Source organism: Moritella sp. 24 (genome assembly GCF_018219155.1).
Taxonomy (GTDB): Bacteria; Pseudomonadota; Gammaproteobacteria; order Enterobacterales; family Moritellaceae; genus Moritella.
In genome coordinates this window covers 1,767,101-1,794,002 of record NZ_CP056123.1, presented here as the reverse complement: position 1 = coordinate 1,794,002, position 26,902 = coordinate 1,767,101, and the positions used below count along the sequence as shown (strand labels likewise).

At 37.2% G+C, this 26,902-nt stretch carries 25 protein-coding genes; 11 read left to right on the top strand and 14 right to left on the bottom strand.

Features of this window, described 5'->3' with window-relative positions; translation table 11 throughout:
- Positions 1–100: 100 nt before the first annotated feature.
- Positions 101–745: an adenylate kinase gene (adk, locus tag HWV00_RS08105; RefSeq protein ID WP_019439247.1), complete on the bottom strand. Its 645-nt coding sequence runs from the start codon at positions 743–745 to the stop codon at positions 101–103.
- A 163-nt stretch (positions 746–908) separates the two neighbouring features.
- Complete coding sequence (gene htpG, locus HWV00_RS08100) at positions 909–2,819, bottom strand: molecular chaperone HtpG (RefSeq protein ID WP_211685590.1); 1,911 nt, start codon at positions 2,817–2,819, stop codon at positions 909–911.
- A gap of 283 nt (positions 2,820–3,102) precedes the next feature.
- Between htpG and HWV00_RS08095 the strand changes: the two genes are divergently transcribed.
- Together HWV00_RS08095 and HWV00_RS08090 are read left to right on the top strand one after the other, a co-directional pair.
- Entirely contained in the window at positions 3,103–3,582 is a 480-nt protein-coding gene (locus HWV00_RS08095; RefSeq protein ID WP_211685589.1) for a glutathione peroxidase, read from the top strand.
- A 182-nt stretch (positions 3,583–3,764) separates the two neighbouring features.
- Complete coding sequence (locus tag HWV00_RS08090; RefSeq protein ID WP_211685588.1) at positions 3,765–5,708, top strand: exoribonuclease II; 1,944 nt, start codon at positions 3,765–3,767, stop codon at positions 5,706–5,708.
- 87 nt (positions 5,709–5,795) lie between these two features.
- Here the strand turns inward: HWV00_RS08090 and HWV00_RS08085 are convergent, their stop codons facing one another.
- The 3 genes from HWV00_RS08085 to HWV00_RS08075 all read right to left on the bottom strand — a co-directional run bounded on the left by HWV00_RS08085 (position 5,796) and on the right by HWV00_RS08075 (position 8,155).
- On the bottom strand, positions 5,796–6,365 hold the full coding sequence (locus HWV00_RS08085) for a GTP cyclohydrolase (RefSeq protein WP_211685587.1): 570 nt from the start codon (positions 6,363–6,365) through the stop codon (positions 5,796–5,798).
- A 655-nt stretch (positions 6,366–7,020) separates the two neighbouring features.
- Positions 7,021–7,389 (bottom strand): VOC family protein, encoded by a 369-nt coding sequence (locus HWV00_RS08080; RefSeq protein WP_006030681.1) that lies wholly within the window; start codon positions 7,387–7,389, stop codon positions 7,021–7,023.
- Positions 7,390–7,453: 64 nt separating this feature from the next.
- Complete coding sequence (locus HWV00_RS08075; protein ID WP_211685586.1) at positions 7,454–8,155, bottom strand: YafY family protein; 702 nt, start codon at positions 8,153–8,155, stop codon at positions 7,454–7,456.
- Between the two features lie 426 nt (positions 8,156–8,581).
- On the opposite strand from HWV00_RS08075, the gene HWV00_RS08070 reads away from it, so the two are divergent.
- A complete protein-coding gene (locus HWV00_RS08070; RefSeq protein ID WP_211685585.1) occupies positions 8,582–9,061 on the top strand; it encodes a GNAT family N-acetyltransferase in 480 nt (159 codons plus the stop codon).
- A gap of 390 nt (positions 9,062–9,451) precedes the next feature.
- Here the strand turns inward: HWV00_RS08070 and HWV00_RS08065 are convergent, their stop codons facing one another.
- A complete protein-coding gene (locus tag HWV00_RS08065) occupies positions 9,452–10,834 on the bottom strand; it encodes a GIY-YIG nuclease family protein (protein WP_211685584.1) in 1,383 nt (460 codons plus the stop codon).
- Positions 10,835–11,352: 518 nt separating this feature from the next.
- On the opposite strand from HWV00_RS08065, the gene HWV00_RS08060 reads away from it, so the two are divergent.
- Entirely contained in the window at positions 11,353–12,588 is a 1,236-nt protein-coding gene (locus HWV00_RS08060; protein WP_211685583.1) for a hypothetical protein, read from the top strand.
- Between the two features lie 154 nt (positions 12,589–12,742).
- Here the strand turns inward: HWV00_RS08060 and HWV00_RS08055 are convergent, their stop codons facing one another.
- From HWV00_RS08055 to HWV00_RS08035, 5 genes are all read right to left on the bottom strand, one after another.
- Positions 12,743–13,033: a hypothetical protein gene (locus HWV00_RS08055; protein WP_211685582.1), complete on the bottom strand. Its 291-nt coding sequence runs from the start codon at positions 13,031–13,033 to the stop codon at positions 12,743–12,745.
- A gap of 99 nt (positions 13,034–13,132) precedes the next feature.
- Positions 13,133–13,288: a hypothetical protein gene (locus HWV00_RS08050; RefSeq protein ID WP_211685581.1), complete on the bottom strand. Its 156-nt coding sequence runs from the start codon at positions 13,286–13,288 to the stop codon at positions 13,133–13,135.
- Between the two features lie 27 nt (positions 13,289–13,315).
- The gene (locus HWV00_RS08045) at positions 13,316–13,648 is read right to left on the bottom strand and encodes a DUF2442 domain-containing protein (protein ID WP_211685580.1); all 333 of its coding nucleotides are present in this window, start codon (positions 13,646–13,648) and stop codon (positions 13,316–13,318) included.
- A 59-nt stretch (positions 13,649–13,707) separates the two neighbouring features.
- Positions 13,708–15,105 carry a DEAD/DEAH box helicase gene (locus HWV00_RS08040; protein WP_211686438.1) on the bottom strand — a complete coding sequence of 466 codons (1,398 nt, stop codon included), beginning with the start codon at positions 15,103–15,105 and terminating at the stop codon, positions 13,708–13,710.
- The gene (locus HWV00_RS08035) at positions 15,105–15,641 is read right to left on the bottom strand and encodes a hypothetical protein (RefSeq protein ID WP_211685579.1); all 537 of its coding nucleotides are present in this window, start codon (positions 15,639–15,641) and stop codon (positions 15,105–15,107) included. Before HWV00_RS08035 ends, HWV00_RS08040 begins: the two co-directional genes overlap by 1 nt.
- 110 nt (positions 15,642–15,751) lie before the next feature.
- Between HWV00_RS08035 and HWV00_RS08030 the strand changes: the two genes are divergently transcribed.
- From HWV00_RS08030 to cas6f, 5 genes are all read left to right on the top strand, one after another.
- Positions 15,752–15,958, top strand: coding sequence for a helix-turn-helix domain-containing protein (locus tag HWV00_RS08030; RefSeq protein WP_211685578.1), 207 nt, complete (start codon positions 15,752–15,754; stop codon positions 15,956–15,958).
- A 163-nt stretch (positions 15,959–16,121) separates the two neighbouring features.
- Positions 16,122–17,303 carry a TniQ family protein gene (locus HWV00_RS08025; RefSeq protein WP_211685577.1) on the top strand — a complete coding sequence of 394 codons (1,182 nt, stop codon included), beginning with the start codon at positions 16,122–16,124 and terminating at the stop codon, positions 17,301–17,303.
- On the top strand, positions 17,304–19,241 hold the full coding sequence (locus HWV00_RS08020; RefSeq protein WP_211685576.1) for a type I-F CRISPR-associated protein Csy2: 1,938 nt from the start codon (positions 17,304–17,306) through the stop codon (positions 19,239–19,241). It abuts the gene before it with no gap.
- Complete coding sequence (csy3, locus tag HWV00_RS08015; RefSeq protein ID WP_211685575.1) at positions 19,225–20,280, top strand: type I-F CRISPR-associated protein Csy3; 1,056 nt, start codon at positions 19,225–19,227, stop codon at positions 20,278–20,280. The genes HWV00_RS08020 and csy3 overlap by 17 nt, the downstream gene beginning before the upstream one ends.
- Positions 20,281–20,284: 4 nt before the next feature.
- Positions 20,285–20,881 carry a type I-F CRISPR-associated endoribonuclease Cas6/Csy4 gene (gene cas6f / locus HWV00_RS08010; protein WP_211685574.1) on the top strand — a complete coding sequence of 199 codons (597 nt, stop codon included), beginning with the start codon at positions 20,285–20,287 and terminating at the stop codon, positions 20,879–20,881.
- Between the two features lie 469 nt (positions 20,882–21,350).
- On the opposite strand, the gene HWV00_RS08005 is transcribed toward cas6f, so the two are convergent.
- The gene (locus HWV00_RS08005) at positions 21,351–22,553 is read right to left on the bottom strand and encodes a hypothetical protein (protein ID WP_211685573.1); all 1,203 of its coding nucleotides are present in this window, start codon (positions 22,551–22,553) and stop codon (positions 21,351–21,353) included.
- A gap of 501 nt (positions 22,554–23,054) precedes the next feature.
- On the opposite strand from HWV00_RS08005, the gene HWV00_RS08000 reads away from it, so the two are divergent.
- Positions 23,055–24,254 (top strand): MFS transporter, encoded by a 1,200-nt coding sequence (locus HWV00_RS08000; RefSeq protein ID WP_211685572.1) that lies wholly within the window; start codon positions 23,055–23,057, stop codon positions 24,252–24,254.
- Positions 24,229–25,188 carry an HTH-type transcriptional regulator YidZ gene (yidZ, locus tag HWV00_RS07995; RefSeq protein ID WP_211685571.1) on the top strand — a complete coding sequence of 320 codons (960 nt, stop codon included), beginning with the start codon at positions 24,229–24,231 and terminating at the stop codon, positions 25,186–25,188. The genes HWV00_RS08000 and yidZ overlap by 26 nt, the downstream gene beginning before the upstream one ends.
- 93 nt (positions 25,189–25,281) lie before the next feature.
- On the opposite strand, the gene HWV00_RS07990 is transcribed toward yidZ, so the two are convergent.
- The gene (locus HWV00_RS07990) at positions 25,282–25,791 is read right to left on the bottom strand and encodes a GNAT family N-acetyltransferase (RefSeq protein WP_211685570.1); all 510 of its coding nucleotides are present in this window, start codon (positions 25,789–25,791) and stop codon (positions 25,282–25,284) included.
- 25 nt (positions 25,792–25,816) lie between these two features.
- Positions 25,817–26,560 carry an SDR family NAD(P)-dependent oxidoreductase gene (locus HWV00_RS07985; protein ID WP_211685569.1) on the bottom strand — a complete coding sequence of 248 codons (744 nt, stop codon included), beginning with the start codon at positions 26,558–26,560 and terminating at the stop codon, positions 25,817–25,819.
- Between the last annotated feature and the right edge of the window lie 342 nt (positions 26,561–26,902).

The window sequence follows — 26,902 nt, the reverse complement described above, 5'->3', positions numbered from 1 at the left end:
TCACTGAGATTTAGTTATAAAAAAACCCCGAGCATGCTCGAGGTTAAATAACCGTATACAGATTAATCGAAAGGGTTATCCCTCTCTATTAAGCTATAGATTAGCCAAGTAGTTCAGCTAATTGTTTGCTTACAGCGTCAACAGCTTGAGTGCCGTCAAATGTAACGTATTTGCTGTTACCTGCTTCCGCTTCTTTGCCATAGTAAGCAATAAGTGGTGCAGTTTGGTCATGGTAGATACCTAAACGTTTACGTACTGTTGCTTCAACATCATCCGCACGGATTGATAGATCTTCACCAGTTTCGTTGTCTTTACCTTCCACTTTTGGTGGATTGTAAACAGTGTGGTAAACACGGCCTGAAGCAGCGTGAACACGACGACCGCTCATACGTTTAACGATTTCTTCATCAGGCACATCAAATTCAAGTACGAAATCAACGTCAATACCGTTTTCTTTCATAGCGTCAGCTTGTGGGATAGTACGTGGGAAACCGTCTAGTAGGAAACCTTTTGCACAGTCTTCTTTCTTAACGCGATCTTTAACTAATTCGATGATTAGTTCGTCAGATACTAGTTGGCCACCATCCATAACAGCTTTAACTTTTTGACCTAACTCAGAACCTTCTTTAATAGCAGCTCGTAGCATATCACCAGTAGAGATTTGCGGAACACCATAATTTTCCATGATGAACTGTGCTTGAGTTCCCTTACCTGCACCTGGTGCACCTAATAAAATAATACGCATAAATTGCCCTTAAATTGACTTAGCTTGTTTAAATTGCTTAAATTTCAGAACCGCTAGACTACACGGGAAATCCGATGTGTTCAAGTCTGGCCCTGTTTTGTTAACCTTTTGTATACAACTTTGTGAGTAATTCGATAAATCACTCACAAAGTTTACGGTCTTATTAACCGATTAAACGGTTTATACGTGCGATAAATGCAGCTGGATCATCCAAACTACCACGTTCCGTCAGTTGTGCTTGCTCTAATAGTAACTGAACCCAGTCAGCAAATACCACTTCATCCGCTTCATCTGCAACACGTTTAATCATTTCGTGCTCAGGGTTTAGCTCAAAAATGTACTTTTGCGGCGGTACAGCTTGACCAGCAGATTCCATTAGCTTGATCATTTGACTGCTCATGCCATCTTCGTTTGTTACAACACAAGACGGTGTTTCTGTTAAGCGATGAGTTAAACGAACATCGGCTACTTTTTCACCTAATGTTGATTTAGCACGCTCAAGGAAGCTTGCAAATTCTTCAGTTGCTTCTTCTTTTGCTTTCTTAGCATCTTCATCGTCAAGGTCGCCAAGGTCTAGATCACCCTTAGTTACTGACACAAGTTGCTTACCATCGAAATCTGTTAAGTGAGAAAGTAACCACTCATCAATGCGATCTGTTAATAGTAATACTTCGATGCCTTTTTTCTTGAAGATTTCAAGATACGCACTGTTTACTGCTGTTGTGTAGTTGTCAGCAGTAATATAGTAAATCTTATCCTGACCTTCTTGCATGTTTTCGATATATTTACCGAAACCAACTTCTTGCGCAGGACCGCCAACAGATGTTGAAGAGAAACGTAATAAAGAAGCAATCTTCTCTTTATTCGCCATGTCTTCAGCTGGACCTTCTTTCAGTGCTTGACCGAATTCGTTCCAGAATTTAAGGTATTTTTCATCTTCGTTTTTCGCCATGCGCTCAAGCATAGTCAGTACACGTTTAGTACAAGCAGTACGTAGTGACGTTGTTACTTTATTATCTTGTAGAATTTCACGTGATACGTTTAGTGGTAGATCGTTTGAATCTAATACACCCTTCACGAAACGCAGGTAAGTCGGCATAAACTGCTCTGCGTCATCCATGATAAATACACGTTGAACATACAGTTTTAAACCATGTTCTTTTTCACGGTTCCACATATCAAATGGTGCACGCGCAGGGATATAAAGTAAGCTTGTGTATTCTTGCTTGCCTTCTACACGGTTATGGCTCCATGTAAGTGGATCTTCAAAGTCGTGAGCAATGTGCTTGTAGAACTCATTATACTCTTCGTCTTTCAGTTCATTTTTCGATAGTGTCCACAATGCACTCGCACGTGTTACCGATTCCCACTCACCTGGTACTGCTGGTGCTTTTTCACCGTCAGGACCTTCTGATTCAGGTTGTTCTTCTTTCCACATTTCAACAGGGATACTGATGTGATCAGAATATTTGTTTACGATTTGACGCAGTTTCCATGCATCAAGTAGATCATCTTCGCCTTCACGTAGGTGCAAGATAATGTCAGTACCACGACTTTCTTTCGTGATATCTGCTAGGCGGTAATCGCCTTCGCCTTCTGATTCCCACTGTACAGCTTGGTCCGCTGCCGCGCCTGCTGCACGTGTATTTACTGTCATCATGTCTGCAACGATGAAACCAGAATAGAAACCAACACCGAACTGACCGATTAATTGTGAATCTTTCGCTTGGTCACCAGATAGGTTGTCAAAAAACTCTGACGTACCTGAACGCGCAATAGTACCTAGGTGAGAGATAACATCTTCACGTGACATACCGATGCCGTTATCAGAAATGGTAATTGTACGGGCCGTTTTATCCAATGTAACACGTACGCGTAATTCACCATCATTTTCATATAAGCTATTGTCAGATAATGCTTTAAAACGAAGTTTATCGGCAGCATCAGCCGCATTAGAGACAAGTTCACGTAAAAATATTTCTTTATTTGAATATAAAGAATGGATCATTAATTTAAGTAGCTGCTTAACTTCAGCTTGAAAGCCGTGAGTCTCAGTATTAACTGTATCAGTCATTACTTATTCCTTTGTTCTAATGGGACGATTCATATTCAGATCTCAAAGTATCTGAATTTATTAGTTAATAGATAGATGGGTTTGTTATCCCTGTTTTCAAGGGCAATTCATTATTTTTATCTGTGAGCGAATACGCAACTACTAAAAAACATACGATAAAGTGACAGACAGTCTAAAAAAAACCTTGCATATTAATATACTAACCAGCAATATATTGCGCACAACCTAAATTAAGTCATACATTAGCAACTATCACTCATTCTATTATTTAAAGGTACTTACAATGACTAAGCTTTATGATTTCGAAGTAACGACTATCACGGGTGAACAAAAGAAACTCAGTGATTATGAAGGCCAAGCAGTATTAATCGTCAATACAGCAAGTAAATGTGGATTTACGAATCAATATGCAGAACTAGAAGAGTTACATCAACAATATGGTAGTAAAGGCCTCGCTATTTTAGGCTTTCCTTGCAACCAATTTAAGCAACAAGAACAAGGCTCAGATGCTGACATCAACTCGTTCTGCCAGCTAAATTTTGGTGTGACATTTGATATGTTTAGTAAAATAGACGTAAATGGCGATAATACAGATCCGCTTTATCAATGGCTTAAAACCGAAGCTAAGGGTTTGTTAGGCAGTAAAGGCATTAAATGGAACTTCACTAAATTCCTCGTGAACCGTGATGGCGATGTTGTCAGCCGCTTCCCGCCGACACTCTCTCCAAAAGGCATGGTTAAAGATATTGAAAAATTACTGTAACGTTAATTCAGTAAATAAAGTGCTTAATATTTACAAATACTTAGTTAAATAGTTAGTCTTTTTTTTAGATTAAGCTAGCTATTTAATCGCATTATTTTTTGCAACAAACAACCCTCATAAGGGGTGGAACTTAGCCCTTCTCTGTCGTATAGTATGCGCAATTCATTATAGGAAGGCTTTACATGTTTCGCGACAATCCACTACTCTCACAATTAAAACAAAATATGCGCCAAAACACGCCAAGTGTTGAAGGTACTGTTAAAGGCACAGAACGTGGTTTTGGCTTCCTTGAAGCGGATGATGGTGAAAGCTATTTCATTGCGCCACCTCACATGAAAAAAATCATGCACGGCGATAGAATCAAAGCGTATATCGAAACTAATGGTGATAAAACATCTGCAGAACCAGATACATTAGTTGAAGCTAAATTAACGCGTTTTATTGCCCGTATTAGTATTACTAAAAACAAGCTAACAATTCTTGCAGATAGTCCTGTTATCAATATGCCAATCAGAGCTAAATTAGTTGGTTTTGGCGAGCAAAAAGTTAACGATGGCGACTGGGTTGTAGCACAACTAAAATCTCATGCATTAAAAGATGGTAGCTTTGCTGCTGAAGTAACTGGTTTTGTTGCTACAGCAACGGATCCAAATGCACCATGGTGGGTAACACTAGCACGTCAAGATTTAGCTAAAGATGTTCCTGCTATGCCTGAATCTGTTGAATTTAAAGATGATACAGCGCGTATCGATCTAACAGACAAGCCATTCTTTACTATCGACTCAGCGTCAACAAAAGATATGGATGATGCACTGCTTATTGAAAAAACAGCAGAAGGCAACCTTAAAGTAACGGTAGCGATTGCCGATCCAACATCATATATTCCAGCTGATTCTGAGCTAAACAAAATTGCTGCTGAACGTGCATTTACTGTGTATCTACCGGGCCGTAACATTCCGATGATGCCACGTGAACTAAGTGACAGTGTTTGTTCACTCGTTGCTGGCGAAAAGCGCCCAACATTATGCTGTACTTATACCATTCAAGAAGATGGTGCATTAGCTGAAGAGTTTGAGTTCTTTACAGCTTGGATCACATCACAACATAAACTGTCTTACACACAAGTTTCAGATTGGATTGAAGAAGTATCGACAGAATGGCAACCAGAAGCACAACTGGCTGAACAATTACAATCACTGGCTACTTTTGCACGTCATCGTCAACAATGGCGTAAAAAGAATGCGATCGTATTCCCAGACCAACCTGATTACAGCTTCGAGCTAGACGAGAGCGGCAACGTACTTGCAATTCATGTAGAGCACCGTCGTATTGCTAATCAGATGATTGAAGAAACAATGGTTGCTGCAAATATTACAGCGGCGCGTTTATTCCGTCAAAATGGCGATGTGGGTGTATTCAATACACACGCAGGTTTTGATCCAGAAAAGATTGACTTAGTTGTTGAGCTATTAGCTGAACACGGTATTGAATGTACTAAAGAGCACATCCAATCTCTGCCAGGTTATGTTGAATTGCAACGTACACTAGCCGAAAAAGCGAATCCAGCATTAGACAGCCGTTTACGTCGTATGCAAAGCTACAGTCTTATTAGCGCAAGTGCAGAACGTCACTTTGCGATGGGCTTAGATGGCTATGCAACATGGACATCACCAATTCGTAAATACGGTGACATCATTAATCACCGTCTAATTAAAGCAACATTAACAAATGGTTCAGCACCTTCTGCAACTGAAGATGAAGTGATCTTAATGTCAGAACGTCGTCGCCAACACAGAATGGCAGAACGCGATATCTCATCATGGTTGTACGTTGACTACCTAACACCTGCCGTTGAAAACAAACAAGTATTCGAAGCAAGTATTATGGATGTTAACCGTGGTGGTTTACGCGTGCGTTTACTTGAAAATGGCGCGGTTGCATTTATCCCTGCTAGCTTATTACATGATAATAAGAAAGAAGTTAAATGCTTAACTGAAACAGGTCAAATCAGCATTAAAGATCAAGTTGAATATAGCTTGGGTGATTTAATCCAAGTCAACATTGCTGAAGTAAACAAAGAAAAACGTAACATTGTTGCTAAACCAGTTGAAAAAATAGCCGGTTAATCACAGCTACAATTAGTCAGACAACACATTACACCGAGTGTAAAACTGTTACTGACGTATAAAATAGGGCAAGGTAACTTGCCCTATTTAAATAATGAATCCTGTCCCACCCCACTGTCTTTGTCGTTCTGTATTCAACTTAACTGTTAGCTTAAAAGCATCATTTGGATCTACCTGCCAATCAGCATTAATGTCTGGGTTTGATTGCGTAAATTCAGTCAACATTTTCTGTAGATGTACAAGCATCATTGACGTCGCTTGCTCACGCTCTGACACTTCAATAACAAAGTTAAATGTTTGCAACTCCATCATTTCATACTGTTGTAATGCAAACGCTAAGTCGGCGAGCTTCTGTTCATAATTAATCTGCGCTTTTACAAGGCTACTATCAACAACATCACGTGTTTCAATATTCATGGCATCCGTGTAGATACGATCTATATTCACCATACCCGGCATCGAGTTATCATTATAAGCCGATAGTTTGTCTATATCTTTCGCATAAATATTATTGGTATTAGCCACAATTAAGCTTGCGGTAACAGCCAAACAAACAAAAAAGCAACACAGTAATAATTGTTGAGAAAATGGCATGATAGCGTTATAGAAATCGTGCCTAACTTTCCATGATAGGTGCTGTTTTAATACTGTATTCATCTCAATGTGCTCATTAGTGATTAATGAAACCATTAAAACAAACAACTATGACGATTAAATTTCACAAAAATGATGAAAGAAGATGAATTATGACAAAATGTGACAATGTTGAAATGAGGGGTTACAAAATAATACTCAAACTACAGAAAGGAAGCTTTCGAGAATTGTAGTTTGAGTATGAATACACTTAACTAATCAGTCGTGTTGAAACAACCATAACTTGGTTTTTTCAAAATAATTATTCATCAATCAATTAGAAAAATTACAACCATATCTTAATTTTGACTAAAACAACCATAAGTTAATATTCTTGTAAAAATACACTTATGACAGTTCATTTATGTAAGAAACATTCTTTCAGTATTCGCTATGAACGAAAATGCTCACACCCAATATACAACTACTGGATGGATATACCGAAAGTGAAATATTAGCTTTTTACAAAGTCCCTTGGTGATCACATAGCTTAGGGTGATCGCTCTAAGCCGAAATTGCCCCGAAGTGAGTTAGAGCTTTAACTCTCTCACAATATGTTCATATCGATTTACCATACATTTGTTCATACGATGATTGTGAGTTGCTTTTCACATAACATGATTTACAAGAATGAACCGAAAATAGTGGCCAATATTACTTAGCCACGGCACACCGTTCTTTATTTATTCTGCGTAAAGACCCTAATTCGATGTCCATCAGGATCAATCGCAACAAATGTAATACCAAAAATTAACTCTACAGGAGTTTGAATGAATTTAACTCCTTTGTTTTCCCATTGTTCGTAAAGGTGGTGTAATACTTTTGAATTATCTACCATTAAGGATAGTTCTGTACCGCCACCAGTAATATGAGCTTTTGGAGAAACTTGTGCGAGTTGTTTTAACTCAACACTAACACCATCGCCTAATGAGAAAGAGATAAATGTTGGCGATAAAACCTCACCGTCACATTCAAAAGTATTGGTGTAAAAATTTTTGCTGATTTCAATATTTTCGACATAAAGAACAAAGGAATCGATTTTAAACATATAAGTTCCTAAAAAGTACAACTGATTGAGTTAGTAATATAATGAATGTGAGTGACAGTTTTTGTCAGTAGCGAATTTCTTTCTCACTAATCCCTTCTATTTCCTGCCATTGTTTCAGTAAATCACGACGATTAGGTCGGTACTTTTGCTCAAGGGACTGCCACTGTTCTATTCTATCGAGCCTAAAATTACGAAATGTATCTCTTGTCTCACACCAAGCCACTAGAACATAATGGTACTGGAATAAACCAATAAGAATAGGCCATATTATCCGTGAGCTAGGATTCCCTTGAGAATCTTGATAGTCAATCTCAGCTTTATACTGATGTTTGATGGCATCTCTAATATATGATAGCTCTGTCGTTAATTCTGGTACTTCAATGATAGAAGCTACACGCATGATATCCGGGCTTCGCTTCACAATGTGATTTTCTGGTAATACTGATGATATTTTAGCAATAGCGTTTTTTGCGGCTTTATTCAACTCACCATTGGCCTGTTTTCCAACCCAATCAGCTCCTAACAGGAGAGCCTCTAACTCTTCTGTTGAAAACATTAATGGAGGTAGCGTAAACGTCGGTTTCAATACGTAACCAAGGCCAGCTTCGCCTTCAATCTCCGCACCTTGTGCTTGTAATGTCGCTATATCACGGTAGATAGTACGAACACTTACATTCAGTTCTTGAGCTAAGTGTGCAGCTGAGACTGGGTATTTATGACAGCGTAACAGTTGGAGTAAGTCAAAGAGTCGTTGGCTTCTAGACATGAAATGAATCCATTAAAATAAATAGGAAGGCTACTGTATGGGTAACGGTGTACAGCTTAAGATACATTTTAAGTAATGCAACCCTATTCTTTGAAGCTTAAGTCCTAAGACACTTTGTCCATCAATGGCTTAGGCTGACAGCTCTAAGCCGAAACTGCCCCTTTCTGGCTTAGAGCTGTAACTCAATTGAAATATGACTATATCGATTTGCCATACATTTTTTCATGTATAACATTTGATAAATTGAGTGTGATAGACCATCGTTATGATGAATGGGGGATAGCATAATGAGAGGTTTTTATACTGTATTATCAATCTTTAGTAAGGCAGTTATTTCATATGATTATATTAATATAATCAGCTGTATAGATAGTTTATGATGTAAATGAAAGGACTCTATTTTATCTAAAATAAGTAAAGTAAATTATGAACCTCATACAACTAAATGACATCCAGCTTAAAATGCTTATTCAGTCTGGTGATAAGCCTAAAGATCTTACGTTTATTGAACATTCTATTCCGCCTATACATGTTTTGGTTCGCTCAATGGATCTTCGCCATAATTTAGTAGACGTAATTTGGGCGTTTCCTTACTTTATCCAAAAAAACACGCAAATTATTGGTGCCTGTGGCTTCAAGGATGACCCAAAAAACAGCCGTATTGAAATTGGCTATAATGTGGCTCCTGATGCCCGAGGTTTGGGTGTCGCGACTTTTGCGGTTAAACAACTCAGCCAAATTGCATTTGGTTCTACTTTAGTTAATACCGTTTTTGCTCTGATTGCGTCAGATAACAAAGCTTCGCTAAATGTCGTTCACAAAAATGGATTTTCATACAAAGAATTAGTCGTTGATTCAGATGGTGAACAATTGGAATGCTGGGAATTAAATAAAGGTTTCAGTTAATTGAGCTAATCCAAATTTAGTCATATTTTCTGTAATGCGAACCATGCCCTTGAAAGCTTAAGCACTAAGCCATTTTTGTCCAGAACTGGCTTAGAGCAGAAAGACTAACAGCGATCACCCTAAGCTATCTATAAACATAAACGTGTTAGAGAATCGATATGAAATGGTACGGTATGCATTATTAATAGTATATCTATATCAAAATTAACGCCCAAATCTGGTACGCCGTAGGCGTCACCTAGATTTTTTGGTATGTGTTTAGGCTCACTTCTTGATTAATTGTACAAAGTAGAAAAATTTGGTGCCGCAGGTAGTATGGGCTAAGCCCCCCTTGTTACGCCTTAACACCATGTAATATACTGTGTTTATTCAATAAACCATCTTGTCTTACTATTCAATGGGTTGTTGTAAATTCGGTTCAGTTTCCACTTTGGAAGTTGAACTGGCATTTAATAGTTTTGAATTGATTTTTTCTTGTAGCTCATCAATACGGTCTTGGATTGAATCAATTTTCATTTCTTCAAGGGCTGCTTCGTATTCGGTTAGTTCATCTTCGTATTTTACTTTCTTAAAGTGATTTCGAAGAAGATTGATTACCTTTTCATAGAATTTATTTGATTCATACTTAAAACCTTTATCTTGTAGTGCTTTGTTAAATCTCATTGATCCTAGCTTCTGGCCTTCCTTGAACCAAAAATTATAGATGTCTTCTAACTCGTTCCAAATTTTTAAGCGTTGTAGATACTTTTCATCAGAATCTTGCCACTGGTGCTTCCACCAGCGTTTTGACTTTCTAGCAGCGTCAGCACCAGCTTTTTTAGCTTCTTCAGTTCCCGTAACTTTAGTATTGGTAGGGTCTTTACCTTCACCGCACCAGTTAATGTAGTACCAACCAAGAAATGTAGTAGAACGAATGCGTTGTCCACCAGTGCCAGATGATAGTTTATAGTACTTTTCAGCAGTATCGATAGATGTAAACTCTTTGCCGTCAGCCATTACGTCACCTTTGTACTGACCTGACCTACGACCACTGTTAGAACGGTCTTCTGTTACATCAATGCCTTTCCATACATCAATCATTTTGATCTTTTTTGTATCAAGGAAAGTATCGATACCGATTTCATTAATGTATGACCAGTACTTAACTTCTAACTGTGTGCGTTCTTCACTTGGTAGCTTATTTTCATCACAAAACTTCCTGATTGCAGCAATACGACCACCGACCAGACCTGCTTCCCGTCCATTTAAACTACGCCCAAAGCGCTCTTCATTGGTAACAAGCTGGGTGTATTCAATGCCTAAATGGTCAGCCATAACTTTATTAAACGTCTTCCAAGAATCGATGTAATTTTCTTTGTAAAGTCGATTAGCTAATTCAAACCATGCTTCTTCCCCCATTTTGTTTTTGAACGGTTTAAAGAAATCGATAGTGCGGCTTTTCATTTCTGTTAGGGCGCTACGGTTCTTTTTATAGCCCGTGATATTAACGCATGGTTTAAAGAAATTTTGGGTGTTTGATCCCCTAGCTTTGTTGTAGGCAGGGTCGTATAGAATGATTGCGAATGATTCAACGGAAATAGCCTGATCTTCTGAAATATTGATAGCCAAATATGAATGCGTTAGACCATCTTCTTGAATAGCTTTGTGCAAGTCATCATTGTGAGCATGCTTACCATAATGCGAATCAACCCTATCACCAACACCCCTACCAATATAGACAACTTCACCATTTTCATTAGTGAAACAATAAACGTAATTGTCAGTTAAAATCATGTTTTCACCTGAGTTTTTAAGATGCCTTATTATGCCATGTTAATGGTATTCTGTTCGCTTTTGTTGTGGTGAAGCATTATTAGCCACTGTTTTAGGCTCATTCCTGAAAATTATGCATAATAAGAACTATTTAAATCACATATTATTTCAGGGTTAAATTATAACCCTAACGTACTTCGGGAAAACTGGATTAGATTCATCGTACTAGTCGATAGTAGTATTCATTAGACTTTTGGAAAAAGTAAAAGATTCTATCTGATACCCATACTCCACATAAGATCCACTGTGAAGTGGTTTATTACATTTGAGGGTATGGCTAAATTCATTGTGCCACAGCAATGTTCAATGACCTCTTACATAGTGGAAAAATTTATAGTTTCACTATAAGTTTATTTTTATGTATTACATTTCACCACTAAAACAAAAACTGATATAATTTAGTATCTTAAGAACATTGACATTGTATTTAAGTACCAGCGTGAGTTTTAACTTCTTTAAAACTACCTACGGAGCTAAAAATGCCAGAAAACAAAAAGCTTTATCAAACCAAACTCTTTAAGATTGCCATTGGTTTTCCCATTGTTTTAGCCATTACGGTCGGCCTTGCAATCCACTTCTGTACGGACGCTCCTCAATTCCTAGCAGACATTTGGGGAAACTATAAAATCCCTATGACCATAGCGTCGTTGAGTATGCCTTTGGTTGCTTGGGTCACTGCGAATCATCGTTCTGAGCAAACTGTAAAGGGACTAGAACTACAACGAGAGAAGCGCCTATATGAAATGTATTATGAGCAGCAAAAGCACTTTGAAAAAGTAATGGGTAGACGAATAAAGAACGCTAAATTCAAATACATTACAGAGGATGATTTACCTGTAATATTTTCAGAATTATATGAGTTCAACCGTCTCCAGCAGAAAAAAACAGTCTCTCTTAAGCCTGAAGCTGCAGAGCAGATAAAAAGATTTCTCTCAGAAACGAATGAAATCATTTATGGATTCTATGATAATTTTTCGAAGCATAAAGAGCAGGACCCAAGCCAAAGACGAGTTTTAGATGGATACATTCATCAAATGTATCAATTTTTACAAAGCAACTTGCATCAATTAAGTGATGAAATTGGTGTTCGCTATATAGATTTATCGGATGCAAGTGTTGAAATTTTCACAAGAGCCTATTCAGAGATCCCTCATCTTATCTACTATATGGGGGATGATTTCAAAGACGTTTGGGATGATCCTATAGAAGAAGACGGTAATACACGAAATCAAAATGCACTATATACTTTCAGTGCAATTGAAAGCGTAATTCAGACACATATGGGCATAGTCGGCAAAGCTAACTTCAGCAACCTACAGCACGATATATCATCTAGAGAAGTAATTAAAATGGGGGCCGAAACCCCTTTACAACAAATAGTTACAAATTTTTCCCGTAAGCTAGTAGATGACCTTAGAGTGCACTTAGAATTTAACGATATAAACCTATCGGAAGGTAAGTTCGAAAAATATCAATTTCCAACTAGAGATGACTGTCCTACCTTAGAGTTATGGTTTAATGAAACATCAGATACAGAGGGGCACTTAGTTATGACAACTCCTGAAACAGAACATAAAGCTAGATTAATAATTCACGATAAGAAAATAGAAGTTGATGGCGAAGAGAAAACTAAGTATACGATTGATGATGATATGGGTGTAACTTTTATCAAGAACTGTTTCGAATCGACATATATAGCACTACACAAGGTTTAATACTGAATGGATGATTTTTAACACGGCGTTAAGCCTAAGGGATTTGTCTTGTACTTTTTGTATTAACTGATAGTGATAAAGTTTATACATTCCAGTACAAATAACTAAATCCAAAAAATAAGCCCTATCAAAACCAGGTTAATAGGGCTAAACATTATTTATAAAATTGAGAACGTCTGTTTGAATTATGCTTCCAGCTTTTAGCTACATCATAAACATAAGATGGATAGTCACTCCAAGGATCTGCTAATACTTTCCCTCTAGCTGCTCTTAGCTTTATAGGATAACCTTCACATTCAATCAAATGCATATAATAAAAGCTTTTTTCTTGCTTTGTACTAAAAATTTTATGCATACCACTTCGCACATTTGGGTAGACATTCCACATATAATCGATTTTTTTATGTTTTTCAGAATTTCGATATTGTTGTTTAAGTTTCTTCATTTTCCCTCCAGGTTTAAATACCTAGAAGGGATCCTTTTCAAAATAATTCATTAAATTGTCCTCTTACATAACAAAATTAATTTACCAACATGCCTAGTATTAAGGCAAGTTAACACGCGCTGAATGATATCCTTTTCTTGTTGCATTAATAATCTCACGGATAGTTATCATCAAGCCCGAGCGAGTTTCTAAGCGTATTGCTTCTGATTTATTATCAGTAATAACATCAAAAATATTATTACATTCTAGTTTCATAGAGCCTCATTAATGCTTTCCGGTAGTTTATAATAGATCTTTAATCGTACATTCACGTTCTATCATAAAATCATCAGAAGCACTTTCTTCAGCCTTAAAAAACGAATCCCAAATATGACTATTTATAATGTCGAGTTCACATTCCAGTGTATCAGCACTAAAATCTTGACCATTTGGCCAACAGATACCCATACTTGAGTCATCAACTTCAACCAACTTTAAGTATGTTTCATTAGATAGTTCTTTAAATGTACCTTTTATGATGTAGTTACTTACATCAAACAAGCCCGTCGCTCCATCAGACAAACTTATCTGCAATTTATATGAACCAACATATCTAACACTATTCACTGTCAACATAACGCCTCACATGGTCAAAGAAATCCAAGCCTCATTTTAACTATACATACAAATATAACTTAAAATGGTGAACTAAAAGTACTTATTACCCTCTCCCTAAAATCGCCTTTAATCTCAAATGTAAGATCATCTATACAACTTTTATTTTGACCGGTTGAATAAGGTGATAATTGATGTACCGAAGCACTATCAATACCCATGCCTAGTGATAATTGTCCATTCCTTTTCCCTACGAAACCCCGTTTGTGTAACGCCTTAAAGTTAGGCTCTTTTTTAATATTGCTGTCCAATATAACTTCCACATCAGGGATCTCTTGCTGAATTCTCAATGCGAACTCACTAAGTAACGGCTCTGCAAACGTATAAAGCCATGCATCTTTATTTTTAGCATTATTCATACGTAAAATACGACCTAACACCTGTCTAAAATATAATTCAGTTTTAACGTGACTTAAGTGACAGCATACCTGCAACCGAGGTAAGTCTATGCCTTCAGATACCATATTGACTGATACGATCCATTCCGTGTCACTATGACGAAATTGATTGATAAGATACTGAGAATCGGGTTGCTTATAAGTCACTAATATCGCACTCTGCTTAAATTCAACCTCCAGAATATTCATAATATATTCTGCATGCTCAACTGAAGAGGCGACAATTAAACCGGCTGCATTTGGGTTAATACACCTTATTTCCCTTAACTTGCTGCATGATAGGCTTAATGCATAACGGATCGCAGTATCGTTAGTTATAATCGCTTGATAGGATACCGAAGGATCGTCTAATAGAGTCTGAAAGCTTGAGAATACTTTTGAAGCTTTATTTTCTTGAGTCACAGTGAGTTTTTCATTATCAATTAAAACAATTTTAGGATTTCTGCAGACCTTGTCTCTCACGGCCTCACCAAGCCCGTAGGCGTAATCACATTGAATAGCACCATCTGGCTCGATGTAATTAGAAAGAGCGATAGGAGCTTTATCTGAGCGCCATGGCGTACCTGTTAATGCTAAGGTATAGGCAGCCTGAGATTGAATCTTTAATATAATTTCCTCACCCCATGCATTTGCGTTTTCAATTGTCGAACCAGAGCAATGATGGATCTCATCAAAAATAACCAATACGCGATGATTATTCATGATTTGCCAAAAATCATCATTAAAAAACAATAAACTTTGGTATGTATATGAGCAACCTAATGCCCCGATAACACCATCAAACCGGCAGTTTAAACGTTGAGAAAACCTATCTCGAATGCTGTGGGCGACATTGATTGATGGTGAAAAGCATAAAATAAAGTCGATAAGATTAGACTCATGCAGACTCGCAGCTAGTTCTGCAGCCATCATAGTTTTACCAGCCCCAGGCGTGGCTAAACATAAAAAATGCTTGCTGGAGTGTTTAAAATGTTCAACAGCTGTAAATACACACTCTTCTTGCCAAGGCCTCAATTTCATCATTGCTTCTTCTGATATGAGATAACGCTTTTTATCGCTTTGATTTGCCCTAATAACTTAGAACTATGTTCGCGAGACTGCAGGTAATTTGACTCTAAATGCTCTTTCAATTCAGGGAGTGACTTGTATAAAGCCATGTACTCTTCAGACTCAGCAATACTTGCAATCAGGTCCACTTCACACTGCTTTAAACGTTCATCGAGTAATGATCGAGTTACCTTTTTAGGACTTTTTACAAGCATTGGACTTACTTGTTTATTCTTAATCTTCTCAGTTGTTAAACCTGCCTGGTAAAATACATTTGTTTTATTATAGCGATGCTCTTTTACGTTATCAGAATCAACCTTTTCAAGCATTCCAAGTTTTTGTAGACGCAAAATTTGTCGATAAACCATCTTTCGTGAAAGAACAGGATCTGCTTCACCGGTTGCTTCCATATAAGCACTTCTCATTTCACTGACTGTAAAATTATTCAAATCATCTGTAATAAAAATTGTATATATTGGCGTGGTAACTTTTATCGGTTTTTTAGGCATCGTTTAAAATCCAAGGGTCGCACTTAAAGTGCAGAACAAAATGCGGATTATAGTCCGTTGTTTTTGGTGTGACAAGAGCGGATAGTCTTTCATTTTTAGAATGATTTAAAATGAAAGACTTAGCGATTAATGTTGGATTGAAAATTAAAGTTAGAAGAAAAGAAATGCGTGTATCTCAAGATAAACTCGCGTTATTGGCTGATATAGATCGTTCTTATGTTGGCCGCATTGAACGTGGAGAAGTAAACATTACATTAGAAAAATTATATGAAATAGCTGAAGTATTAGAATGTGATGCTAAGGATCTATTGCCTTAAGTTTCACCTTTTCTCTAAAAATAACCACGGTATTAGATTAAAAATAAATCGCACAAGAAATATGTATTTATTCAAAGCCCCATACTACAACGTTGGTATATAATTATTTTGGTACTATATTTCTGAGATGACTTAACTATTAATCATCTAATATACAAAACTTATGTTTCGACAAAGGCCTGCCCCACACCACGATGAAAGCCTCGAGAGTTTCGTTATTCGGATAGCCAATAAAAATGGGTATGATGATGTAACTCGCTTTTTAATGGCCGTCAAGCGTCTCTTACAAAATATCGACACATATAAATTTCAAACCTTTCCAACAAATATTAGTCTACTCAATCCATTTTCTTCAAAAGCTCATTCAACCGCAAGAACAGCCGCACTTCATAAACTAGGTTCCTTAACGTTCAATGAGCCAGTAGAACTACTCGGTATTGCAATTAATAGAACATCAATTGCCTACTCTCCTAGTACTACTGGACTGATTAGAGGTTCTGAAGTTATACCTCGTTCATTGCTGCGTAAAGGGAACATACCTTGCTGCCCAGTATGCCTTCATGAGAACGGATATGCCTCCTACTACTGGCATTTTACAGCTTATGAAGCATGTCATACTCATAATGTAAGTCTCATTGATAAATGTACGTGCGGTGCTAATTATGATTACCGAAAAGATGGGTTGAGTGGTGTATGTAATCAGTGTTGTGAACCATTAGAAATTAATCAATTAGATCCAAGTGATAACTTTATCATGATTAGTAAATGGCTTACCGGCGGCATTAACCCCCCTTTACCAAATATCCCAATCTCCTATCGGTGGGGACTATTACATTGGTGGGAAAAAAATCCTGAATTAAAAATCAAATTAAATGATTTTGTACATTTATGGCACGAATGGCCTTTGGCATTTCATATTCACATCAATGATAAAATAACATTTAGCATTGAACATGCTGTAGTTAGCAAAAGTGAACTTCGTGTAAAAGATGTTTTTGATACATTACTTTTTAACGCGATACGTCTTCCTGACCGAAGTTTACGCCATAACCTTATCTTGCGAGAATTGGTTCAATTCATTGATGATCATTTATGGGAACAAGATGGCCTTATTGCTAATTTACATATGAATGCAATTGAGATCTCAGTTTTTCTAAATTGCACTCTAGAACAAGTGGCATCAATGGTTGAGCAACGTCTTATTAAACCATTTAAGCGAGTCAAACCTGGTTCCCCTCTCAATGTTACTGATTACCAGTTCTATTTAGGTGACGTATTTTGTCTTTGGCTTGCAGAATTTCAAACTGATGAATTCAACCGTTCATTTTATGTATCTAGGTGTTAAATGAAAAAAATCAAAGATTTCAATGCCGAAGAATACGAAGATCTCAACGCAGCTTTACGAAATGCTTTCAGGCCATTAAGTAAACCTATTAATATTTCTGATGATATTACATTAGCTTTAATAATATTGACTAACTTAACAGAACCAATCAAAAAGCAAAAAAACTTATTCGATAAAAGTACCAGCAAAGAAATGTTACGCTGTGATAAATGGTGGGCTTCATGTATCACTGCGTTTAAATATCGTCAGAGCCATAACGTAAAATTTCCTGATATTCGAGCCCAAGGTTCAATACGAATACAATCATTGACTGAAGTTCCTCCATACCTACTTTCTTCTGTTAAACTGCCAACAACAGATTGGTGCTATGCTCACGACTCAAAGTATATGAATACTGCTGTTTTTTTCACAAGTGAGTTTATTTGGGAAGATAAAATCACCTGCCTTGGTGACCTTCTTTCTGATTTTGATCATCCGATATGGCAACAGCTCAAAAATCTCGGTTGTTATCAAAAAACACAGCGTTCAGTGTCCAACCAACTTAAAAAAATTTCCAAAGAGATCATAGATGTAGATCTTACTTCAAACTATCTATCTCAAATCTCACTTCCTGATAATAAAAATAGTTATATCAGCCTTTCTCCTGTTGTATCACAAACCATGCAAGCTGACTGCTATCAATCACTTGAAGGCAAGTATCGAGTTCAATGTATAACAAGATATTCCCGTGCAACTAATATGGGAGTACTGCCAATGACGTGCGGAGGAGCAATTCGAATGATTCGCTCATTTCCTCAAATAGGACAAAAAAAACACAATTCTGTTAACAATACGAATCAATGGCTTAATCATCAACGCACCAGAGCTATGCAGCAGTATTTAAGTTCATATCAGTGGCTTTCACCTATTACCAAGATAAAAATTCAAAGAAAGTTATTCACTAACGAAATTAACCAAATGATTCGAGATTGGCTCATGCTGCAACCTGATTCAACACTCTCTGCACAACAGTTAACTGAATCATTAAATTACGAATTATCATTAAAAAACTATGCGAACCGTTTTGCTTATGAGCCCAAGCTAACAAGACTATTTAAGAATCAAATAACGGGCATAAAAAATACATATAAAGAGTCGAAAAAAACTGATTCTCAACCAGAAGGAAGTTGCCTTACCATACCAAATCTTAGAGTTTGTAGTGCCAATGCAATGAGCACACCTTATAGCATTGGGTTACCTTCATTAATGGCATTTTTTGGATTTATTCATGCTTTTGAAAGGCGAGTGAAAAATAAAATCGCTAATTTCAAAATACTAAGCTTTGCTATTTGTATTCATACTGCTCATGTAGAGAATAGAGGTTTAACGAAAGAGCCAGTCCAAAAAAACTTTCCTAAGCAAACAGATGTTATTAAAATCTCTACCCCTGCAACATATGATAATTGGCAATGCGATTTACAATTCAGCCTCATTCTGCATTGTGATAAGCACCAACATTTAACCTCGGAACAAATTTGTCAGCTGATTCCTAAACGTTTTGCTAGAGGGAATTTAAGTTTTGCAATCAATAACATTCATAATTTCATATATAAAGCATCCGAACAAGCTGCCATAGAGTCCATTCCCGAAACAATAGGTCAATGGATTACATCTGATACCGCTCACTCTTTAAGTGATTTTAAAGACATTATCGCGGTACTAGAAAACGATCATAAAGCAAAGGTCAATTGCTTAGGCTATGCGTTGTTAGAAACGCCACACGATAAGCCTGGTAGTTTAAGAAGTTGGCCACACGCATTATGTGAAGCAGTGATTGCAATAACTAAATTGAGCACAATCAACAATAATACCAACCTAGACTCTATTTTTTGGGAATATGAATTATCTAGTTTTGGGCCAATGCTAAAAACAAGGAAATCAAATGGAACTACCAATTAGCCTCTCTTTCACTGGCTCTATTAAGCCTACTGATGTCACGTTTCATGTATGCTGGCCTGATACTATAAGAACACCTCTAAAAAAAACGACTCGTAAAGTGTTAGGATTATTTGATGGTTCTTCTGACGGGTATGAAAGCTCAGGTAAAGTAGATGAATCGGTTAGTGAATATAAGTTAGCACAAGGTAATCCACACGAAGTCGATTTCTGTTGTGTCCCATATGGTTGTAAGTACATCGAAGCAGAATGTTCAATTACAATATCTCCAGAACTACTCAACCCTTTAAAATGCTCAGATACATACGTTAAATCCATGATTAATCAATTTGTAGAAAACTATAATTCCAGAATTGGTATGAATGAAGTTATAACGCATTATTTAATTAATATGTGTAATGGTGATTGGCTATGGAACAACAAAAAATATGCTAAGACCTTAAATATTGAAGTAATACTTTGGCCATGGAACAAACAACCATTTCATTTCAATGATATTCGTAGAAATTACTATGACGGTGAACATTTCAAACAGACACCACATTGGAATGCTCTAGTTGAACAGGTTATAAAAAGTCTCACAGTATCAGATGAACTCACGATCCTTGAGATCAAAGCAACATTGACATATCCAACAAATGCTCAGCTTTATCCTAGCCAAACATTCACAGAAAAAAACAAAAATAAAACGAGTAATCAATCCGATAATAATAAGAAGTATCAAACGACCGACATCGAAGGGATAACTTCACCAATCATAGGATGCTATAAAGTTGGTGCAGCTATCGCAACAATAGACGACTGGTATCCAAACGCGGAAAAGCCCCTGAGGGTTGGACGATATGGAGTAGACAAACAAGATGTTATTGCACGTCGTCACCCTTCTTCTGAAAAGGACTTCTTTTCTCTTTTAAGGCGTTTAGATAGCTTTAATGAGCTTCTTTTAAAAAAAGAAAAGCTTAATGATGCTGACGTAGCTGATATGCATTTTATTATAGCAAATTTGATCAAAGGTGGTCTGTTCCAGCATAAGGGGAAATAAAACAATGAATTGGTATTACATAAATATCGGCTTTTTACCTAAGCATTGCAATAATGAAGTATTGGCCGCCAAATGCATCAGAGAATTGCATCGATTCAACTATAAATATGATACCAGAAATATTGGGATCTCATTCCCACAATGGAATCAAGAGACCGTGGGAGGGACAATTACATTTGTCAGCACTAACCGAATTGAACTGGAGTTCATTATCAGTCGACAATATTTCAAAGAAATGAATGAATTAAAGAATTTTCAGATATCACAAGTTAATGAAGTTCCTCCAAATTGCTCTTTTGCTTTATTTAAACGAAATCAAAGCATTGATAAATCGACAGCTGCTGGACAAACACGTACTTCAATGCGCTTAGAAAAAAGAGCGCTAGCTAGAGGAGAGATATACAATCCTCGAAAACTTCAAAAAGATGTAACGGTTACAAAACATTACCACTCACTTGCTGAAACCAGTTCCACGAAACAAAGAAATTTCAGATTAAATATACAAATGTCTGCTAGCTCTACAATGCAAGGGTGTGGTGTATTCAGCAGTTACGGGCTTTCAAATGGCGATAAAAGATTCCAGTCCGTGCCTCTAATTTAACCATTTTTTATAACTTGAGTTTAATTCATTCATTTTATTATGGTTTTTTAAAACTTCAAAAAATTAGTTATTTTACTGAAATTTTGCTAACCACATAAAAAATAATAGCTATATTTAATTAAGTAATAGTGCACTACCGCACAGGTAGTTGATCAAGATTATGCAGTATAAGAAAGGCCGCTGGATTGGTGCACTACCGCACAGGTAGTTGATCAATATAAACGCCGACGTAATAACCCATTTGAAACATGAACTACCGCATAGGTAGCAAGGGCGATTAACTCTTTCTAGTTGAAAAAATATGAAAACAAACTGATTGAGTAATTTATACAACTGAGCAATAAGTTAATTACTCAGTCAGTTTTTAAAGACTTATTCTGTTTATAGTTATTCAGATAAGGTTTTGTATTGAAAACGTCGAAGCAAGTGGTCAAAATCACTCTGCCATACCACTCATGACGACCACTCTTTAAGATTTAATTAAATCATTCTCGAAAGTATCATATATGTCACCTAAAAGCTTTGTAAGCGGCCCAATGTCTTGTATCTGAGTATCAATATTTCTTAGCGTTTCTCTAGGCACAGCCAACTCAACTACATACCCAATGGCAAAATTAATTACTGTTCTGTTGGAATCAAGTATCTTACTTTTCCAATCACATTGTTTTCGCCAGTCATAATCTAAGTGCTCATCAAGAAGTGCTTCAATCTCGTGCCAGTTTTCTTTCGAATAACGACCTGTTTTATTCTGAAAGTTCTTCTGTGTATACAACTTCTTCTTTAGCTTATCTTCATCAAACCAAAGACCTGTCACATAACCCTGCCCTGAAAACTTGATGTGACAACCGATAGAAACAGGATATGATTTGCCATTCAAGACTACCTCTTGATTGAATTCAGGATCTTTATGGAAGATATGCCATCCCTGACCTTTCGTGTTACCAGGGTAGATAGAAGCTACTAAGTCTTCTTCTTTAGTTACGTGAAACAGCACTTCATTTGCCCAGCTCTTCGAAAAGGTTGTGCCAAGACGATCATTGTAACTAAGGAGCTCTAACCCCACTTTAGATGTCTCAAAATGCTCTACAGCCATGCGAACACGACGATATATGGCATCAGCATTAATTGAGTTAAGTGAACCGATAGGCGTAGCTGGGAGCCAATTTGGATTATGATCTTTTATTAGCTTGATGAAGTCGGTCAAAAAACGGTTCTTGTTTCCACTCATCCGCTCGAAGCTAGATACCTTTACCGCAACCGTCATTAACTTCGACCAGTTCAAATCTCTATCTGTCACCTTATCTCTGCAATCGTCGAGATTCAGACCATCCTTACGGAGGATGTTGAAGATTTGATTATACAGCTGAGCGGTACAGTCGATACAGTCCCTCTTTGCTTCAATTACTATACAAACATCGTTGATGGTGAGCACTAAATCACAAATCGGGTCGTACTCATCCACCCTTGTTTGAGCCCAGAAGTCGGTCATCTCGGTTTCACTCAAACTAACTGCATAGATATGCTTAAAGCCCTTAATATCTTTAGAGTTCTTTTGAATCGCGATTTTAAGATTCGGGAAACTATTTAAGTCTTCAAATAGTTGGTTGTAAAGCTCATCGCCAGCAAAAATAATCTTAAGTACTTCATGCAGAAATAATGCATCTTCTTGCATACATATCGCCAACGCACGAGTTAGATCGTTTTCCAATTGGTAGGCTCGTTCAGTCTTTGCGTAGGTTCTAAAGATATTTAGATGTTTATTCATATGAGAGGAAATCCTTAATATATTGCAGCGATAACTGTACCAGATACACCATCCATCCTAGAATGATGTACGCATCATAACAGATACAAAAACGCTGGTCGTATTGCCTTTTTACCGAAGATCAATATTGTGTAATTACGCCCGAAACACACCGAAAAAACGATGTTGTCAGAGTCGCTTGGTGATCACATGAGTTAGCCAGATCAGCTAACTCGTTAGTGGACATAAGTGAGTTAGAGTTATTGTACTAGCTGATAGTAATATTCATTAGATTTAGTATCAAAATAACCAAAGCTTATTTTAGTGTTTGTCGTGAATGGAAATACCTGATGTCATAAAACTCACTCGTCAGCCAATATTTACAGCACTATCATACTCATAACTAATTAATTAATTTATGAGTATGATATGTTCCGTTACCTTCTTTGTTGTTTTACGCTTGTACTACTTTATCCCACTGCCATCGATCTTTATCTTGTTGGCCTGCCACAAATTGCAGCGGATCTTCACGCAACTGAATTCCAACTGCATTTTGCTTTTTCTATCTATTTAATAGGTATGGCAACGACAATGCTTATTGCTGGGAAAGTGGCCGATTCAATAGGTCGTAAACCTGTAGCTATTACGGGAGCCATCATCTTTACAGTATCATCAATACTTGCTGGAATGGCCGAACATAGTACGCAGTTTCTTATTGCTCGATTCATCCAAGGGATTGGTGCAGGTAGCTGTTACGTGGCTGCCTTTGCAATTATCCGAGATACTTTGGACGACATCCAACGTGCTAAAGTACTTTCTATGCTCAACGGGATCACTTGTGTTATTCCTGTTATTGCCCCCGTGATTGGTTACCTTATAATGCTCAAATTCCCATGGCCAAGTCTATTTATTACGATGGCACTGATGGGGTGCGTGGTCAGCCTATTATCTTCACTGATATTAAAAGAAACTAAGCCACGCAAGCTAACTGCCATTAATAATATTCATTCAGACTGTAACCTTGTGCAAGAATCATTTTTAGAGCGCTTTTTTATCAGCCGCGTGGTTATAACTTCGCTCGGAGTGATGACCATTTTAACGTATGTCAACGTATCGCCTTTATTGATAATGGGAGAAATGGGGTTTGATAGAAGCGAGTATTCTACTATTGTGGCAGGTACCGCTTTAGTCAGTATGCTTACCTCGTTTTCAGCACCTTTTGCATTATCTATATTTAAAGAACGCAGCTTACTACTAGCATCGCAAATATTGTTTGCACTAGCTGCTGCGATGATAGCACTCACACTCTATTTGAATTTAAATAATCATTTGTATTTACTCAGTTTTGGACTGTTATGTGCGGGTTTTGCCATTGGTTTTGGTGTATCTATGAGTCAGGCTCTTAGCCCGTATTCTGTACGCGCAGGAATGGCAAGTTCATTGCTTGGTATAACTCAAGTATCTTGTTCGGCTTTGTACATTTGGTTAATGGGAGCTGCAGACATAAATGCACTGAATATGCTACTTACAACCTTGATTATAGGTAGCGTAATTAGCCTTGCTCTAATATTATGGATACCTAAACCTTCTCACGGTCATCAATATGAAAAAATCACTTGCTCAGCTTGATTTTAACTTGCTGTATACATTACAACTATTATCTAAAGAACATAGCGTATCAAGAACAGCAAAAAAGTTGAATGTCACGCCATCTACAGTGAGTAAGTCGTTGAGAAAATTACGAGATTGGTTTGATGACCCTCTGTTTGTTAAAACCCCCAAAGGATTAGCACCAACCCCTTTCACACAGAGCATGGAACAAGATCTTGCAGATTGGCTACAGATAAGTAGCCAATTACTGGAAAAACATAGTGGTGACTCGCCAAAAGGGATTCAATTTGATTTAGCGATAGAATCTCCGCTTCTGCTAACCATGCTAAATGAACTAGCTCAGAAGATTCAACAGCATTATACAGACGCTAAAATAAAAACGCATAACTGGGATTACGATTCCTTAGAATCAATTATCCGTGGTGAAACTGATATTGGTCTCACGGGAAGAGAAAGTCATCCACGCTCTAAAGAGTCATTGCATCTACTCCCTTACTTCATTGACTTTGAAATTCTTTTTTATGATCTTCCGGTTGTATATTTGCATAAAGATCATCCGGCCTTGCAAGAAAAATGGAACCTCGAGACATTCCTCAAATATCCACATATCAATATTGTTTGGGAAAAGTGTGAAACTTGGGCGTTAGATGAAGTATTAAGTGAACAGGGATTGAAACGAGATATCACGCTTACTATGGCTAGCTTTGAGCAATCATTATTCATGTCAGCTCAACCAGATCAAAATATGATCACTACAGCCCCCGCATATTGTCAACATTATACTAAGCAACAGCATCCAGATTTGTTGTGTTTACCTATCCCAGTAGACAAAACTTATCATGATAAGCTATTAATTCCCTTCACGTTGATTTGGCATAAACGTAACGCTCACAATCCGAAGTTGCTGTGGTTAAAGGAAACTATTAAATCACTTTATTGCATTAACCAATAAGAATATCGAGTTAACTCGTTTGTGGACAGAAATGGCTTAGAGTGGTCACTCAAACAAGCTTAATTAGCATTATAAAAATAAGGTAACGCCTCATTATAAAGTGAGATTTAAGGGGAGTACCTTCTCCAACCAAATTGAACTGATGTATTTTCCATTTTTCTGAGCATATTCGTTGAATACACCGACTTCTCTGAAGCCAAAACGCTTGTGTAAAGCAATGGATGCGTCATTGGGTAACGCGATGCCTGACAAGACTCTATGAACTCCTTGCGCTTCCAACTCGACAAAAAGTCGACTATATAGTGATGAACCAACTCCCTTACCTTTAGCGTTTTCGTCGAGATAAACAGTAACTTCCACTGTGCCCTCAAATGCTGATATTGACCTATATGGTTGAGAGCAAGCAAACCCTAAAACCGAATCATTCTCTATTACCACATAGATTTGATACTTTGAATTAGACTCAAATTGCTGAAACCATTCCAATCTATCTTCGTAAGAAAAAATCTGTTCTTCGAAACGAGCATTTGTGTTAATGATGTAGAAGTTAAATATGTCTGTAATAACGATTACATCGGATAGCTTTCCAAACCTTATTTCCACGTAATATCCTTATATATTTGAAACATTAAGTCAGAGATAAACCTCCGTCGACAACGAGAGTATGTCCCACAACATAGCTTGATTTATCAGAACATAACCACTCAATAGCATTCACAATTTCTGATGGAGCTGCAAACCGATTAATTGGAACTACACCTTCGACTTCACTGCGAATACTTGGATTTTGTGTTGCTTGTCTCTCCTCCCAGCGAGGTGTCCAAGTAACCCCAGGCGCAACAGCATTTATTCGAATACCATCCTTAATTGCTTCAAGTGCGACTGAATGAGTTAAACCCTCTAAGCCATGTTTTGATGCGCTATACATCGATGCATTTGGTGTTGGACGTATGCCGTTCACTGAACTGACGTTGACGATAGATGCACCTTTAGACATAAGTTGAAGCTCATGCTTTAGACATAATGCATGTGACCAAAAATCACTGACTAAGGTTTTAAATAGCGCATCGACGGCCACTTCTGAAAACGTACCACCAGAGCCTAATGCCGGAGAAGCATTATTAACCGCGATATCTAATTCACCATAGGCTGATTTAATATGAGTAAACAGGTTATCAACTTGGCTATTGTCGGATAGATCAACAATTTGAAAATCGACATCAGAAAGCTCGGGATTAGAAAAAATAACTTCACGCCAAGTCTCTATAGAGCGAGCGCACGTAATAACTGTATACCCTTGAGCAAAAAAGGTTTTAACCGTTTCTAACCCAATACCTTTGCTACCACCTGTAACCAATACTTTTTTCATCATTGAATCCTTTCATAGAAGGTTAGTCATGCGCATTACGCCGTTTTCAGCAGCGCAGTTAAATGCCACCTAGAAAAATTTGTTAAATGCTAATATTATAATTTAGTCTTGTAAATTATAAACAAGCCTAGCTATGTGATTGAGTATATTCTATTTATTTTTAGGTACAAGGCAAACCTAAGGTCTTTTGTTAAATCGTGATTCTTTTCACCAAACTACTAAAACTACAGTATAAAACCGCCTTATCTAACCATTTTATTATGTATAATATGATCAGCTCAGTTGGTCAATTTTTCATGATAAAATGTATAGTAAACCGGTATGCGCATAACGTGAGTGAGTAGA

Bases quoted from the DNA above. Each gene is read 5' to 3' on its own strand.
- HWV00_RS08000 (WP_211685572.1), top strand. From the start codon at position 23,055: ATGTTCCGTTACCTTCTTTGTTGTTTTACGCTTGTACTACTTTATCCC.
- HWV00_RS08055 (WP_211685582.1), bottom strand. From the start codon at position 13,033: ATGAAGAAACTTAAACAACAATATCGAAATTCTGAAAAACATAAAAAA.
- HWV00_RS08035 (WP_211685579.1), bottom strand. From the start codon at position 15,641: ATGCCTAAAAAACCGATAAAAGTTACCACGCCAATATATACAATTTTT.
- yidZ (WP_211685571.1), top strand. From the start codon at position 24,229: ATGAAAAAATCACTTGCTCAGCTTGATTTTAACTTGCTGTATACATTA.
- HWV00_RS08060 (WP_211685583.1), top strand. From the start codon at position 11,353: ATGCCAGAAAACAAAAAGCTTTATCAAACCAAACTCTTTAAGATTGCC.
- cas6f (WP_211685574.1), top strand. From the start codon at position 20,285: ATGAATTGGTATTACATAAATATCGGCTTTTTACCTAAGCATTGCAAT.
- HWV00_RS08080 (WP_006030681.1), bottom strand. From the start codon at position 7,389: ATGTTTAAAATCGATTCCTTTGTTCTTTATGTCGAAAATATTGAAATC.
- htpG (WP_211685590.1), bottom strand. From the start codon at position 2,819: ATGACTGATACAGTTAATACTGAGACTCACGGCTTTCAAGCTGAAGTT.
- HWV00_RS08085 (WP_211685587.1), bottom strand. From the start codon at position 6,365: ATGAATACAGTATTAAAACAGCACCTATCATGGAAAGTTAGGCACGAT.
- HWV00_RS08020 (WP_211685576.1), top strand. From the start codon at position 17,304: ATGAAAAAAATCAAAGATTTCAATGCCGAAGAATACGAAGATCTCAAC.
- HWV00_RS08095 (WP_211685589.1), top strand. From the start codon at position 3,103: ATGACTAAGCTTTATGATTTCGAAGTAACGACTATCACGGGTGAACAA.
- HWV00_RS08070 (WP_211685585.1), top strand. From the start codon at position 8,582: ATGAACCTCATACAACTAAATGACATCCAGCTTAAAATGCTTATTCAG.
- HWV00_RS08045 (WP_211685580.1), bottom strand. From the start codon at position 13,648: ATGTTGACAGTGAATAGTGTTAGATATGTTGGTTCATATAAATTGCAG.
- HWV00_RS08065 (WP_211685584.1), bottom strand. From the start codon at position 10,834: ATGATTTTAACTGACAATTACGTTTATTGTTTCACTAATGAAAATGGT.
- HWV00_RS07985 (WP_211685569.1), bottom strand. From the start codon at position 26,560: ATGATGAAAAAAGTATTGGTTACAGGTGGTAGCAAAGGTATTGGGTTA.
- HWV00_RS08030 (WP_211685578.1), top strand. From the start codon at position 15,752: ATGAAAGACTTAGCGATTAATGTTGGATTGAAAATTAAAGTTAGAAGA.
- csy3 (WP_211685575.1), top strand. From the start codon at position 19,225: ATGGAACTACCAATTAGCCTCTCTTTCACTGGCTCTATTAAGCCTACT.
- HWV00_RS08090 (WP_211685588.1), top strand. From the start codon at position 3,765: ATGTTTCGCGACAATCCACTACTCTCACAATTAAAACAAAATATGCGC.
- HWV00_RS08025 (WP_211685577.1), top strand. From the start codon at position 16,122: ATGTTTCGACAAAGGCCTGCCCCACACCACGATGAAAGCCTCGAGAGT.
- HWV00_RS08050 (WP_211685581.1), bottom strand. From the start codon at position 13,288: ATGAAACTAGAATGTAATAATATTTTTGATGTTATTACTGATAATAAA.
- adk (WP_019439247.1), bottom strand. From the start codon at position 745: ATGCGTATTATTTTATTAGGTGCACCAGGTGCAGGTAAGGGAACTCAA.
- HWV00_RS08005 (WP_211685573.1), bottom strand. From the start codon at position 22,553: ATGCAAGAAGATGCATTATTTCTGCATGAAGTACTTAAGATTATTTTT.
- HWV00_RS08040 (WP_211686438.1), bottom strand. From the start codon at position 15,105: ATGAAATTGAGGCCTTGGCAAGAAGAGTGTGTATTTACAGCTGTTGAA.
- HWV00_RS08075 (WP_211685586.1), bottom strand. From the start codon at position 8,155: ATGTCTAGAAGCCAACGACTCTTTGACTTACTCCAACTGTTACGCTGT.